Origin of the sequence: Arthrobacter sp. UYEF21 (assembly GCF_040546085.1) — a bacterium.
Classification (GTDB): Bacteria; Actinomycetota; Actinomycetes; order Actinomycetales; family Micrococcaceae; genus Arthrobacter.
In genome coordinates this window covers 86,748-99,061 of sequence record NZ_JBEPNF010000013.1, presented here as the reverse complement: position 1 = coordinate 99,061, position 12,314 = coordinate 86,748, and the positions used below count along the sequence as shown (strand labels likewise).

The 12,314-nt window shown below is 65.2% G+C and carries 14 protein-coding genes, 1 tRNA gene and 2 pseudogenes; 8 read left to right on the top strand and 9 right to left on the bottom strand.

Annotated elements, in window-relative coordinates; genetic code table 11:
• Positions 1-7 precede the first annotated feature (7 nt).
• Positions 8-400, bottom strand: a complete 393-nt coding sequence (locus ABIB27_RS14125) for a VOC family protein (protein ID WP_354216471.1) — start codon at positions 398-400, stop codon at positions 8-10.
• A 131-nt stretch (positions 401-531) separates the two neighbouring features.
• Between ABIB27_RS14125 and ABIB27_RS14120 the strand changes: the two genes are divergently transcribed.
• Complete coding sequence (locus ABIB27_RS14120) at positions 532-1,512, top strand: DNA-3-methyladenine glycosylase family protein (RefSeq protein ID WP_354216470.1); 981 nt, start codon at positions 532-534, stop codon at positions 1,510-1,512.
• Positions 1,513-1,571: 59 nt separating this feature from the next.
• On the opposite strand, the pseudogene ABIB27_RS14115 reads toward ABIB27_RS14120, so the two are convergent.
• Positions 1,572-1,757 (bottom strand): annotated as a pseudogene (locus ABIB27_RS14115) (hypothetical protein); the annotation flags it as partial.
• 406 nt (positions 1,758-2,163) lie between these two features.
• Between ABIB27_RS14115 and ABIB27_RS14110 the strand changes: the two are divergent.
• Positions 2,164-2,433, top strand: a complete 270-nt coding sequence (locus ABIB27_RS14110) for a hypothetical protein (protein ID WP_354216469.1) — start codon at positions 2,164-2,166, stop codon at positions 2,431-2,433.
• Positions 2,434-2,583: 150 nt separating this feature from the next.
• Here ABIB27_RS14110 and ABIB27_RS14105 read toward each other — a convergent pair whose 3' ends face one another.
• Positions 2,584-2,799: a hypothetical protein gene (locus ABIB27_RS14105; protein ID WP_354216468.1), complete on the bottom strand. Its 216-nt coding sequence runs from the start codon at positions 2,797-2,799 to the stop codon at positions 2,584-2,586.
• Between the two features lie 117 nt (positions 2,800-2,916).
• On the bottom strand, positions 2,917-4,593 hold the full coding sequence (locus ABIB27_RS14100) for an AMP-binding protein (RefSeq protein WP_354216467.1): 1,677 nt from the start codon (positions 4,591-4,593) through the stop codon (positions 2,917-2,919).
• Between the two features lie 71 nt (positions 4,594-4,664).
• Here ABIB27_RS14100 and ABIB27_RS14095 point away from each other — a divergent pair, with 71 nt between their 5' ends.
• Entirely contained in the window at positions 4,665-4,943 is a 279-nt protein-coding gene (locus ABIB27_RS14095; RefSeq protein ID WP_354216466.1) for a putative quinol monooxygenase, read from the top strand.
• 165 nt (positions 4,944-5,108) lie between these two features.
• Here the strand turns inward: ABIB27_RS14095 and ABIB27_RS14090 are convergent, their stop codons facing one another.
• Entirely contained in the window at positions 5,109-5,546 is a 438-nt protein-coding gene (locus tag ABIB27_RS14090) for a thioredoxin family protein (RefSeq protein ID WP_354254081.1), read from the bottom strand.
• Between the two features lie 159 nt (positions 5,547-5,705).
• Between ABIB27_RS14090 and ABIB27_RS14085 the strand changes: the two genes are divergently transcribed.
• The gene (locus ABIB27_RS14085; RefSeq protein WP_354254079.1) at positions 5,706-6,659 is read left to right on the top strand and encodes an ABC transporter ATP-binding protein; all 954 of its coding nucleotides are present in this window, start codon (positions 5,706-5,708) and stop codon (positions 6,657-6,659) included.
• Positions 6,656-7,456 carry an ABC transporter permease subunit gene (locus ABIB27_RS14080; RefSeq protein ID WP_354254077.1) on the top strand — a complete coding sequence of 267 codons (801 nt, stop codon included), beginning with the start codon at positions 6,656-6,658 and terminating at the stop codon, positions 7,454-7,456. The genes ABIB27_RS14085 and ABIB27_RS14080 overlap by 4 nt, the downstream gene beginning before the upstream one ends.
• A gap of 85 nt (positions 7,457-7,541) precedes the next feature.
• On the opposite strand, the gene ABIB27_RS14075 is transcribed toward ABIB27_RS14080, so the two are convergent.
• A complete protein-coding gene (locus tag ABIB27_RS14075; protein WP_354254076.1) occupies positions 7,542-8,096 on the bottom strand; it encodes an acyl-CoA thioesterase in 555 nt (184 codons plus the stop codon).
• Positions 8,097-8,158: 62 nt separating this feature from the next.
• Between ABIB27_RS14075 and ABIB27_RS14070 the strand changes: the two are divergent.
• Both ABIB27_RS14070 and ABIB27_RS14065 read left to right on the top strand, forming a co-directional pair.
• Positions 8,159-8,901 (top strand): annotated as a pseudogene (locus tag ABIB27_RS14070) (potassium channel family protein).
• 375 nt (positions 8,902-9,276) lie between these two features.
• Complete coding sequence (locus ABIB27_RS14065) at positions 9,277-10,257, top strand: LysM peptidoglycan-binding domain-containing protein (protein ID WP_354254075.1); 981 nt, start codon at positions 9,277-9,279, stop codon at positions 10,255-10,257.
• A 106-nt stretch (positions 10,258-10,363) separates the two neighbouring features.
• Here the strand turns inward: ABIB27_RS14065 and ABIB27_RS14060 are convergent, their stop codons facing one another.
• The 3 genes from ABIB27_RS14060 to ABIB27_RS14050 all read right to left on the bottom strand — a co-directional run bounded on the left by ABIB27_RS14060 (position 10,364) and on the right by ABIB27_RS14050 (position 11,597).
• Positions 10,364-10,789 carry a CBS domain-containing protein gene (locus ABIB27_RS14060; RefSeq protein WP_354216460.1) on the bottom strand — a complete coding sequence of 142 codons (426 nt, stop codon included), beginning with the start codon at positions 10,787-10,789 and terminating at the stop codon, positions 10,364-10,366.
• Between the two features lie 290 nt (positions 10,790-11,079).
• A tRNA-Tyr gene (locus ABIB27_RS14055) sits at positions 11,080-11,161 on the bottom strand.
• A gap of 181 nt (positions 11,162-11,342) precedes the next feature.
• On the bottom strand, positions 11,343-11,597 hold the full coding sequence (locus ABIB27_RS14050) for a hypothetical protein (RefSeq protein WP_354216459.1): 255 nt from the start codon (positions 11,595-11,597) through the stop codon (positions 11,343-11,345).
• A 205-nt stretch (positions 11,598-11,802) separates the two neighbouring features.
• Here ABIB27_RS14050 and ABIB27_RS14045 point away from each other — a divergent pair, with 205 nt between their 5' ends.
• Positions 11,803-12,294 carry a YajQ family cyclic di-GMP-binding protein gene (locus ABIB27_RS14045; protein WP_354216458.1) on the top strand — a complete coding sequence of 164 codons (492 nt, stop codon included), beginning with the start codon at positions 11,803-11,805 and terminating at the stop codon, positions 12,292-12,294.
• The last annotated feature ends 20 nt before the right edge of the window (positions 12,295-12,314 follow it).

Below are 12,314 nucleotides of genomic sequence, written 5' to 3'. Positions count from 1 at the left end.
CCAAGGGTCAGGTCCCCGCCGACGAATCGGTTTGCCACAGGCCCAGGATGTTGCCCTCGGTGTCCTTGAAATAGGCGAAGTAGCCCATACCGGGAACGGCGTCCTTGGCCTGGGCCACGGAACCGCCGGCGGATTCGACCTGGGCCAGCGCGGCATCGACGTCGTCTACATCGATCGTAATGATGGGCGTCTTGAGGCCTTCGGTCCGCGGGAACAGCGCCCCGTTGATGGCCCCGGGCGCGCTCGGCATGCCGGTCTGTTCGTCCGACGGTGTGGTGATGGCCGTGGTGTAGTTCATCCCCTGCATGGGGCTCAGGGTCCAGCCAAACGTGTTCTCGTAGAAGGTGTTCGCACGACCGTTGTCATCGGCGGGGATCTCAAAATGCACAACTCCAGCCACTGCATGCTCCTTTGAATGCGAGGGGAAGGCGCGGACGCCCCGCGCCACACGATGGAGTCTAGTCCTGGCTTCTTCGGTCTGTAAGGGGCTCCGGAAGCTGCATTGTCGGCCCGCCGTGGGACGATGAATACATGACCATCGCCGACGCCCCCGCCCGGCTGGCCGCCGCCGCGGACGCGTCCCTCCGGTGGCATCCGGATGGTCCCTACAGCCTGAAACAAACGCTCGGCCCCCTCCTGCGGGGCACCGGGGATCCGTCGTTTTCCTCCCGTCCGGACGGGCTATGGACTGCGTTTACGACGCCGGAGGGCCCGGTGACCCTGCGTCTCACCTCCGCTGGCTCCGGAGAGCAGGGTGCTGTTGACGCCCAGGCGTGGGGGCCCGGTTCCGCTGCCAGTCTCGCCGGCGTGCCCCGCCTGCTGGGCGCCTACGACGATTGGTCGGCCTTTGACGAACCGGCCTTCCATGCCACGCTCCCCCGGATGGTGCGTGAGGCCCGACGCCGGAACCTGGCGGTCCGCCTGCCCTCCACGCGGCGGGTGGTTGACTGCCTTGTGCCCACCATCCTGGAGCAGAAAGTCACCGTCATCGAAGCCCGCCGCGGCTACCGGTACCTGATGTACCGATTCGGAACGCCCGCGCCGGCGGCCGGCACGGCCGCGCCCGAAGGGCTCCGCATCCAGCCCACCCCCGCGCAGTGGCTGCGCGTCCCTTCCTGGGAGTGGCACCAGGCCGGCGTCGGCCCGCAGCGGTCCGCAACTGTCATGCGGGCGCTGCGTTCCGCCGTCGCGCTTGAACGGCTCGCTGCCCTGCCCGCGGTGGAGGCGGCGGCCAAGCTGCAGGTCATTCCCGGCATCGGGGTGTGGACCGCAGCCGAAGTGGTGCAGCGGACCCATGGGTGCCCGGATTCCATCGCCGTGGGCGATTACCACCTCGCCGCCTATGTGGGCGCTGCGCTGACCGGCCGGCGGACTGACGACGCCGGGATGCTGGCTCTGTTGGAGCCGTGGACGGGGCAACGCCAGCGGGTGGTCCGGATGATCGGCCTGAGCGGCTTCCGCAAACCCACTTTCGGGCCGCGGATGACCATCCAGGACCACCGCCGGCACTGACCACCTAAACGGGGTGGCTTGTGATTGTGAAATATCCGACGCAAAGGTTTTGCCGAGCGTCGTAGTGGCCTGTATTTGCCGGGTTTGATGTGGTTGGCAGGCGGCCAGGTGTAGTCGGCGGTGAGGTTGATGTTCAGCCCGCTGGTTCTGCAGCGCTGCTGCTCGAAGGAACGGTCGCGGATCGTGCCGAGCCGGTTGAAGAATATTGCCCGGGCGGGGGTGTTCGGCGACCGGGGAGGGCTTAGCGCCAGTTTTCCGCGAGATGGTGTGGCTGCCACCGCCATGTGGCGTGGTTCCGTCAGCAATAAACGCAGGGCGTCCCCGCGCCGATCCCTCACTACACGGTCAGTTGGGGGGTGCCCCGTTCGCGAAGTCATAGGCGATGCCGGCATCCCGGCCACGTTTAGGGCGCTGGGGTGCGCCCATAGTCTGCCTACTGTGACCATTGACGTGCCGTACCTGCCGCTTACCCGTCGACCTATGAGAGGTCCGCTCTCTCCTCGGCCCGGACTCAGCCGGACAGCCGGGAGTGCCCGCCCGAGAGACGGTCGGAGATCTGGAGTTCTTCTTTTTGGGTCAGGAAGCATGGGGTGGCCTGCCCCTTGAGCAGGTTGTCGGATCGCACGCTGTGCCCCCGCCCTAACCGACAGGGTGGACGTAAGTCTGACCGATGAACAGGCCGGGCTGCTGATGCGGATGAGCGCCGCGACCATCGACCGCAAACTCGCCGGCGAACGGTCCAAACTGATCCTGCGCGGACGGTCGCTTACCGAGCCAGGCACGCTGTTGAAGTCCCAGATCCCGGTCCGGACCTGGGCCGAGTGGGACGATGCCGTACCGGGGTTTGTCGAGATCGATCTGTTTGGGCACGAGGGCGGGGAACAGCTTCGGGGAGTTCTGTTTCACCCTGACGGTGGCTGATACGGCTGGACCGTGAACAGGTCCGTACGGAACTGCAGTTCGGGTCGCGGAACCCGGATCAGCGGGTCCCCCATTGCCACCAGATACCGGAGCGGCAGCGTATGGGCCAGATCAAGCCACGTCCGGGCGGGCCCGCTGACCCGGATCCCGTCAGTCGCCCACCACTCCCACCGGAACCACGTGGACACGGTGACCGATGACGCCGGGGCGCCGTACCCGGGGAAGTGCGTGCTGCTTACTGAGATAGATGCGCGGTTCCTGGCCCAGCCAGGGAGGAAGACCCAGCCCGTTGAGAATGGCCGCGGTCTCGTGGGACACCCACGCGTCCGGTGTGGCGACGCTGAGCACGCGTGCCCGCTGAACCAAATCCGGGTCCAGGCCGGCGTGCACCCGAATCAGCCGGCCGCCGCCAACCAGGTCCTTGGCACGTAAACGCTTCGGCGCAACGCCCGCATCCCGGGCCTGATAGATCGTAAACGGCGGTCAGAGGCCCAGCCGGGCCACCGCCTCCTCGCGCATCTCGATTTTTCGGATCTTGCCGGAAACAGTCATGGGGAAGCTCTCTCGGAGGTCCACATAGCGCGGGATTTTGTAGTGTGCCAGCTTTCCCCGGCAGAATTCCGCGACGGCGGCTTCGTCCAGCGGTGCCGCCCCCTGGTTCAGGATGATGCACGCCATGAGCTCCTCGCCGTACCTGGCATCCGGGACGCCGATCACCTGTACGTCTTGGACGGCCGGGTGGGTATACAGGAATTCCTCGATCTCGCGCGGGTAGATGTTCTCGCCGCCGCGGATCACCATGTCCTTGATCCGGCCTTCAATCACCACATAGCCCTCCTCATCCATCCGGGCGAGGTCACCGGTGTGCATCCAGCCGTCGGCGTCGATGGCTTCCGCGGTTTTGTCGGGCTTTGCCCAGTACCCCTGCATGACGGCATAGCCGCGGGTGCACAGCTCGCCGATGGCGCCGCGCTCCAGCACCTCTCCGGAGCCGGGGTCGATGACCTGGCTTTCGAGCCGGGGTATGGTGCGGCCCACTGTTTCGGTGCGTTGCTGGAGGGTGTCCCCGTGCCGGGTCATGGTTGAGACGGGTGAGGTCTCGGTCATGCCGTAACAGATGGCCACATCCACCATGTGCATCTCCGAAATGACCCGGTTCATCACCTCGATGGGGCACAGCGAGCCGGCCATCACACCGGTGCGGAGGGTGGACAGATCGTAGGAGCCGAAGTCCGGCAGCGCGAGCTCGGCGATGAACATGGTGGGCACGCCGTACAGCGAGGTGCCGCCGAAATCCTGGACAGCCTCCAGCGCCGCCCCGGGGGTGAAACCGCGGCCCGGGATGATGGTGGCAGCGCCGTGGCTGAGAGCGGCAAGGTTGCCGATCACCATGCCGAAGCAGTGGTAGAACGGCACCGGAATCACCACCCTGTCATGGTCCGTGTAGCCCAGCATCTCACCGATGGAGAAGCCGTTGTTAAGCAGGTTGTGGTGGGTCAGGGTGGCGCCCTTGGGAAAGCCCGTGGTCCCCGACGTGTACTGCAGGTTGATGGGATCGTGCGCCAGCAGCTCCGCCATCCGCGCCTTCAGGGCGGAATGGCCGACGGCGTCAGCCCGTTTGAGCAGCTCGGCGTACGTCAGCTCTGCCTCACTTTGGGGGACGCCGGCGTCGAGCCCGTCTACGCCGGGATCCGGCAGGAAGACCAGTTCGCGGAGGTCTGGACACTCCGCGAGCGCGTTGCGGGCCATCCCCACGTAGTCGCTGTTGCGGTCCGACGGCGCGGTGACCAGCATGCGCATGCCGTTCTGCTTCACCACAAACTCCAGTTCGTGGCTGCGGTAGGCGGGGTTCACGTTCACCAGGATGGCGCCGGCTTTGGCGGTGGCGTACTGCACGAGGGTCCATTCGGCGCAGTTCGGGCTCCAGATGCCCACCCGGTCCCCCTGGGCGACGCCGCAGGCGAGCAGCGCACGCGCGAGGCGATCGACGTCGTCGTTCATCTTGGTGTAGCTCCAGCGGCGGGCGTCACCGCCGGGCACCGCCGCGGCCTCGATCAATGCATCGTGGAACGGGAACTCGGCCGCCACCCGCTCAAAATTCGCGCCGATGGTTTCCTCAAGGAGCGGAACGTCAGTGTCCCCGGCTGTGTAAGCACGCATGGTGGCACGCTACCAACTGGACGGGCGCAATGGAATCGGGCCACAGGCTGACGCCCGGTATTGTGAAATCCATGAGTGCACCCATCGACCTGCAAGCAACGTTCATCCCCAACGACGGCGAGTTCTTCCGTGTGAAGCTCGCACTGGAAATCGCGATCGATGAGGTGGTCAGCGAGCCCGGCTGCATCCGGTACGAGCTGACCGAGGCCACCGAAGAGAAGCTGGTCCTGACCGAACAGTGGGCGTCCGAGGAGGACCTCGCGAAGCACTCCAAGGGCATTGCCGTGCAGGACCTGGACGAATCCCTCAGCGCGCTGCTGGCCGAGCCCGCCAAGATCGAGCGCATTTAGTCTCCCATGTACAACGCGGGGTCACTTTCCGCCCAAAAAACCTAAGTTATTGGGCGGAAAGTGACCCGCGTTGCAGTTAAGTGACTGTCCCCACCCGCTCCTCGCCTCGCAAGCTCGGCCAGGGAACACTGCGCGCGTGGGGCCCACGTTGCAGCCAAGAGGGGATCAGGCGTCGGGAATCTGCGTGCCGTCCTGGGGACCCGAGCTCTTGGCTGCACCCGGGGTGCTGCCGGCGGCGGCGTCCGCCTGCAAGCCCGCGACGTGGGCGTGGACCTCGTCCATGTCCAGGGCCTTGACGGCGTCCACAACCTGCTCCAGCTGCTGGGCGTTGAGCGCGCCAGGCTGGGAGAAAACCAGAACCTTTTCGCGGAAGGCCATCAGCGTGGGAATGGACGTGATGCCGGCCTCGGCGGCGAGCTGCTGCTCGGCCTGGGTGTCCACCTTGGAGAACACGACATCGGAGTGCTTCTCTGACACGGCGCTGTACGTGGGCCCGAACTGCTTGCAGGGACCGCACCATTCAGCCCAGAAGTCCACGAGCACAATGTCGTTGCCTTCGATGGTGGATGCGAACTGTTCACCTGTGATGTCTACGGTAGCCATGGTTTCAACGGTACGCGAGGCGCCGGCGGATGTCCCGGCCGCGGGCACCCTGTTCGCTCCCCGCGTCATCGGGAATATCCGCTGCCCGCCGTGTACAGCGGGCGCCTCGGCGCCTAACGTAAAAGTTCAACAGCCGCTGACTGCCGAACAGGAGGGCGCATGGCCGAAGCTATCGCCACCAGGTCCCTCACCAAGAAATTCGGCCGCCGCGAAGTGCTGCATGGGGTGGATTTCGCCGTCGAGGCCGGGTCCGTGTTCGGCGTGATCGGCCCCAACGGCGCAGGGAAGACCACCACCATGCGCTGCCTGCTGGACATCATCCGCCCCACCTCGGGGGCGATCCGCGTCCTGGGCGAGGATCCGCGGCTGGGTGGACCCGAGCTTCGCCGCAGGATTGGCTACCTTCCGGGCGAACTGTTCCTCGAGGGACGGGTGACCGGCCGGAAACTGCTGTCCCACTACGAGGCGATCAGCGGTCCGGTCTCTCCGGGCAGGATCGACGCGCTGGCCGAACGGCTGGGACTGGACCTCGACCGGCACACCCGCAAGCTGTCCAAGGGCAACAAGCAGAAACTGGGCCTGGTCCAGGCGTTTATGCACAACCCAGAACTGCTGGTCCTCGATGAGCCCACCAGCGGGCTGGATCCGCTGGTCCAGCAGGAATTCCATGCCATGGTGCAGGAAGCGCAGCACCAGGGGCAGACCATTTTCCTCAGTTCCCACGTGCTTAGCGAAGTCCAGCAGACCGCAGACACGGTGGCTATCCTCCGGGACGGCAAAATCATCGCCGTCGAGTCGGTCAGCGGACTGCGGGAAGGTGCCGTCCGGCACGTTCGGTTCTCGGCGGACGGCATCACAGCGCACGACGCCGGGGCGCTGCTGGGAGCGGTGCCCGGCGTCGGGCATGTGGAGCTACTGGAGTCCAACGGCACCGTCACTGTATCCGCCACGCTGGAAGGTGCCATCCAGCCACTGGTCAAGGCCCTGGGCACGCTGCAATTAAAGGACCTTGTCCTGGAGGAGCCTGACCTGGAGGAATCGGTGCTGCAGCTGTATTCCATCCCCCGGGATTCAGCCCCGGAGGATCCAAGCACCCGGAGGATTGCCAGGTGAGCACCACGCTGCCGCTGTTCCGGCGCGCGTTCCTCGACAGTTGGCGCTCAACGCTCGCGTGGGCGGCCGGCCTGGCCGGCGCCACGTTCCTGTACCTGCCGCTGTACCCGTCCATTGGCGGGAGCGCGCAGATGCAGGACCTGATTGATGCCCTCCCGGCGGAGATGACCAAGGCGCTGAACTACGAACAGATGGCCACCGGTCCCGGCTACACCCAGGCCACGCTCTTCGGGCTGATCGGGTTCCTGCTGATGACCATCGCCTCCGTGGGGTGGGGAGCCGCCGCGGTGGGCGGTGACGAGGAATCCGGCCAGCTGGAACTGACCCTTGCCCACGGCGTGACGCGCGTCCAGGTGGTGCTTGAACGCGCACTGTCCCTGCTAATTCGGGTGGTGCTGCTGGCGGCGTTGGTCTTTGTGCTGGTGCGGCTGCTGAACGATTCGGCCGAGCTGGCTATCCGGCCGGAGTACCTTTTCGGCGCGTCCGTCCTGTTCGCCGGGCTGTCCCTGCTGACCGGAACCGCTGCGCTGTGCGCCGGTGCCATGTCCGGGCGGCGGACCTACGGGCTCGCCGCAGGTGCCGCCGTCGGCGTCTTGGGATACGTCTTCAACGCGGTGGGCCGGCAGAGCCCCGACGTCGAGTGGCTGCTGAACCTGAGCCCCTACCACTGGGCGTACGGGAACGCGCCGGTGGCCAACGGGGCGGACTGGGCGGCGGCGGTCTGGCTTTGGGGCATCTCCGTGGCCCTGGTGGCCGTTGCTGCGGTGGCGGTGAACCGGCGCGACGTCGGCACGTAGGGTGCGCGACTTCCGGCGGCCCGCGGCGGTCAGGCTGTGGCGGTCAGGCCGCGGCGGTCAGGCCGCGGTGGTCAGGCTGTGGCGGTCAGGCTGTGGCGTCCCAAAGGTGCGGCGCCGGGGTACGGCTGCCCGGCAGGGCATTGGTCTCACGCCATTCGTGGATCCATTCCGGCAGAACCAGGTCCGCCGGTGGCTGGCCGAACTCGCGCAGGATCTCCGCCTGGCTGACAGGTTTGCCCTTGCTGACCAGGCGGGTGGCGATGTAGGCACGCGCGTAAATTTCTCCTTCGGCCACCATACGCTGCTCGAAGTAGATAGCTTTGGCGTCCAGTCCGATGATCTTCGTTTCGATGGTGTACGGCTGCCAAAGCTGCAGCGACTTCCGGAAGGCGATGGTCTCCCCCGCCGCCACCGGACTCCAGCCACGCTGGCGCATCCTTTTCCAGACGCCGCTGCGGACCATGAGGTCGAACCGGCCCAGATCCATGAGGGAGAAGTACATGCCGTTGTTGACATGCATGGCGATGTCGATGTCCGTTGGCAGGACCCGCAGCGGCAGGGATGATGTGTCCCAGATGGTCAGCGCCGAACGGCGGGTGGACGTGAACAGCATCAGGAGGGTGCGCAGGAGCAGGTGCATGCCCTAATGTTACCCGGTGGTAACTTAGCGGCAAATCCGCGGCAAAAGGACAGCCTCGTAGGATGTGGCAGACGACGCAACAACGCTACCGGGACCTTGCCGAGTTACCGCTGATTGGGACGGCACTGGCATTCCTGGCGGCCTGTGCCTGGCAGGTGGTGGGCCGCGTTGACGGCAGCGGAGCGGAATGACTTGAGGGCGTGATGTGGCTGACCTGGGGGGATCTTCGCCCTCGATTACGCCGCGAGCCTTCGGCTGGCCACCGACCGCCGTCGCTGGTTTTTCTGGAACCTGCATGAGCTCCTGATTGTGGCACTCCCGTTTTCCGCCCGCTCAGGCTGCTCCGGCTGGTGACGCTGCTCTCCGTGCTGCACCGGACTGTTGGCGAGACCCTCCGCGGCCGGGTGGTCACCTACGTGGCCGGATCAGCTGCGCTGCTGGCATTCGTGGGCGCGCTGGCAGTGCTGGACCTGGAACAATCCGCACCCGGCGCCAAGATCCTGACGTTGGGTGACGCCGTCTGGTGGGCGATCACCACCCTCACCACGGTGGGTTGCGGCGACATGTACCCTGTGACGCCGGTTGGCCAGATGGTTTCGGCGGCCTCATGATGAGCGGCATTGCTGTGTTGGGTGTGGTCACAGCGTCCATCGCGCCCTGGCTGGTCCAGCGCGTTAAAGAGTCCACCGAGGCCGCTGTGGAGTCCGCCGAGGAACCGGTTCGCGCGGAACTGGCGGATCTCGTGGCGGAGATCGCTGCGCTGCGTCGCCAGGTGGCCGAACTTAGGGATCCCCGCGCGTATTGACAGTCCCCTTTGACAGCCACGGCCGTGGGTAGGTAGTTCCGGAAAACTCTTGAGTATGGAACTGATGGCGGGCCAAGTATCCGGCTGAAATATTAGGGTAGTCCCTACTCGTGCCCCGCCTGCGGGCGCTTCCTAGACTCGAAATTCCTAGGGCCGAACAAAGTTGCTGGCGCATCCTCCAATGCCGGGGTGGGTGATGCCGCTTCATTGCGGAGCATCCGTATCTTCTGGGTATGCGGGCGCCTCCCATCGTGCGCCGTGCGTCGCCGGACATACTCCGGAACTGCGGGGCGCACCACATCTCGATCCGTCCTGCATGGGAGCCGTGGCCTCCCCACCGAACCTGTTGCCGGGCCGACGCTCGATAGGCCACCTATGAAGCAGTTGACCGTAGACCATTCCGAATTACCCCGCCGGAATTTCGAAACATGCGCGCCACGGGTCGATCTCACACCAGGCCACAAACCGGTCAACAACAGGCTGTGGTTAGGCATGGCCTGCGCCATCGTGGTCGCCTCCGTCAGCCTTGCCACGTTGATAGGACCCGTGGCAACGACTGCTGGGGCACCGGCCCCGGCAGCGGTCATCACGACGGCGGACCCACCGGTGGTGCGTGTCGCCCGGCCGCTGGCCCCGGCACCATTGGATGAAACCTACGCTGGCTCAGCTGAACCGGGGGCAGCTGCAGTTGCTGCGGCGGCACCGGAGGCGGCAACGCCGGCCGAGGCACCGCCCTCAAGCGCCCCTGAACCGGCACCGGCAGTGGACAACAACCTGTACACCGTGGTTGCCGGTGACACCGTGGGTACGATCGCCGCCGCGCACGGCGTGGACATGGGTGCCATGCTCGCAGCCAACGGACTCAGCGGATACAGCACCATCGTTCCCGGCCAGACGCTGAAACTGACGGGTCCCGCCGTCGCGGTTTCAGCACCAGCTGCAGCACCGGCGCAGGCGCCTGTTACCGCATCGGTGGCGGCCGCCGCTCCCGCCCCTGCGCCTGCTCCCCTGGTACCGGCGGCACCGGCCGTCCGGACTATCTATATTGCGGGCGCCGGCGGCCAGTCCATGGTTGATGCGTGCATCGGGCCTATCCATTACACGCCCAACGATGGCTACTCCCTCTTCATAACTGAACACGATTTCTGTGGCGGCTGGGCACGGTTCTCCGGCATTGCCGTGGGTGAGACCATCAGTATCCCCGGCTACGGGACCTACACGGCGACGGCCCGCGGGCAGGTCCCCAATCCCGGGACCACCAACGACGTCATCCGGGTCTTCGGCGGTTTCCCCCGGGCCATCCTGCAGACCTGCATCCCGGGGACCAACCAGATGTTGCTGATTGCGCTTAACTGACCACCCACGTCGCGGTGAACTGCCATAGCAGGCACCGCTCCTCAGCTTGTCCGCAGTTCCGAACGTTCAAGGCCGGGAGCCGCGGACAAGGCCTTAAGTGGGAGCGTTACATCGGCTTCCGTGCGGAGACATGCTCCACGAGCTCGCCGACGCGCTCTTCGGAATAGTTGCGGGCGATGTCACCCTGGCTGATGATACCCACCAGTTTGTGGTCAGCAATGACCGGCAGCCGGCGGATCTGGTACTGCTCCATCATCTCGATGGCGGCATCAATGTTCGCGTCGGCATCGATCCAATGCGGCTTGCCCGACGCGAGGTCACGGGCCATCATCTCGCCCGGATTACGGCCGGCGGCAACACAGCGGAGCACAATGTCCCTGTCGGTGATCAGGCCTTTCAACTTGCCGTCATCGCCGCAGATGGGCAACGACCCGCAGTCCAGGTCCTGCATCATCCGGGCAGCCTCAACGAGGGACTGGTTCTCCTTTATACAGCGCGCATCCGTAGTCATGAATTCACGTACAACACTCATTGGTCCTCCTTCATCGATGGATGAATCGACGCAGGGCATCGGGGGCACATGCGCCGATGCTGCCAGCCTACGCCGGGCCGCGAGCGCCTGTCGATGACGATTCCTCCCCTGATTTTGGGCCTGTCTTTTCCCCTTTGCATGGTCAATTCCCCTGCGACCCCGCGGGGAGTAGTCCAACGGAAGGGGAATCGGGGCCGCCGAAGGACTGCGGGAGGCGCCGTCAGAAGCCATGCGCTGAAGGGCACAAAAAAGCCTCCGGAACCTGGTGGTTCCGGAGGCTTTTCCTTGGGTGGCAGATGAGGGATTCGAACCCCCGTAGGCGTTGCCAGCTGATTTACAGTCAGCCCCCTTTGGCCGCTCGGGTAATCTGCCGAACTTCAAAAGAAGATCACCCCCGGCTGCAGTCTGCAGAACGTCCGTTTCCGGGCCGTTCCGCTTCCAGTAACCGCGGGCAAGACAACTTTACAGAACTTCTGCCGAAGAATCGAATCGAGCCGCTCCGCCACGGAGACGGACCCCAAAAGCCTTGCAATTCCGCGGAAGAAGAGCGAAATCAGGCCTCCCCAAGAATCCGCCCCGCCAGCTTTGCCTCGAACCTAACAGCCTGCTCCGCCGTGATCTGATTCAGCTGCACTGCCCGGCGGAGGTCCTCGCTGACGCCATCCATGCGGGCAGAGGCGTCCGGTACGGGGCTGAAAACAATGGATCCTGCCAGGGCTGCGGCGACGACGGACGTGGCGGCCGTGACGACTGCTCCGGCGGCTGCGGCAGTGGTTCGGGTGACGTAATGGACTGCGGTGCGATGCATAGCTTCCCTTTCGTGCTTGTTCCAACTGGTTCAACTCTCGCCTGCCCAGCTTCGTTCCCGCAGTGCGTCGGCTAGGAGGGAACTGTGAATCGTCAATCATGCAGGATGCGCAGTAGCGCCAGAGCCGATCCGTATTAGGCTGGAATGCAGAGATCCACGCCCTTCCAGAGCCAATGGGAGGGCAACCATCAGCACAAGGAGAGTCATGGCCGGCGAGTCAACGTTCGACGTCGTAAGCAAAGTGGACAAGCAGGAAGTGGCCAACGCGCTGAACCAGGCGCAGAAGGAACTGACCCAGCGCTACGACTTCAAGGGCGTGGGCGCCGAGGTCGATTTCAGCGGCGAGAAGATCCTGATGAAGGCCAACTCGGAGGAACGCGTCCTGGCAGTGCTGGACGTGCTCCAGTCCAAGCTGATCCGCCGCGGCATCTCCCTGAAGTCGCTGGACACCGGCGAGCCGTTCGCGTCCGGCAAGGAGTTCCGCCTGGAAGCCTCCATCAAGGAAGGCATCGAGCAGGACCTGGCCAAGAAGATCAACAAACTGATCCGCGATGAAGGGCCCAAGGGAGTCAAGTCCCAGATCCAGGGCGACGAACTCCGCGTCTCCTCCAAGTCCCGCGATGACCTGCAGGCCGTCATGGCCCTGCTCAAGGACTTTGACGAGGCTGACCTGCAGTTCGTTAACTTCCGCAGCTAGCCACACGGCACCGGCACCGC

What these genes read in the sequence shown, in the direction of transcription:
- ABIB27_RS14120 (WP_354216470.1), top strand. Translation starts at nt 532, where the DNA reads ATGACCATCGCCGACGCCCCCGCCCGGCTGGCCGCCGCCGCGGACGCG.
- ABIB27_RS14100 (WP_354216467.1), bottom strand. Translation starts at nt 4,593, where the DNA reads ATGCGTGCTTACACAGCCGGGGACACTGACGTTCCGCTCCTTGAGGAA.
- ABIB27_RS14095 (WP_354216466.1), top strand. Translation starts at nt 4,665, where the DNA reads ATGAGTGCACCCATCGACCTGCAAGCAACGTTCATCCCCAACGACGGC.
- ABIB27_RS14090 (WP_354254081.1), bottom strand. Translation starts at nt 5,546, where the DNA reads ATGGCTACCGTAGACATCACAGGTGAACAGTTCGCATCCACCATCGAA.
- ABIB27_RS14085 (WP_354254079.1), top strand. Translation starts at nt 5,706, where the DNA reads ATGGCCGAAGCTATCGCCACCAGGTCCCTCACCAAGAAATTCGGCCGC.
- ABIB27_RS14075 (WP_354254076.1), bottom strand. Translation starts at nt 8,096, where the DNA reads ATGCACCTGCTCCTGCGCACCCTCCTGATGCTGTTCACGTCCACCCGC.
- ABIB27_RS14065 (WP_354254075.1), top strand. Translation starts at nt 9,277, where the DNA reads ATGAAGCAGTTGACCGTAGACCATTCCGAATTACCCCGCCGGAATTTC.
- ABIB27_RS14060 (WP_354216460.1), bottom strand. Translation starts at nt 10,789, where the DNA reads ATGAGTGTTGTACGTGAATTCATGACTACGGATGCGCGCTGTATAAAG.
- ABIB27_RS14050 (WP_354216459.1), bottom strand. Translation starts at nt 11,597, where the DNA reads ATGCATCGCACCGCAGTCCATTACGTCACCCGAACCACTGCCGCAGCC.
- ABIB27_RS14045 (WP_354216458.1), top strand. Translation starts at nt 11,803, where the DNA reads ATGGCCGGCGAGTCAACGTTCGACGTCGTAAGCAAAGTGGACAAGCAG.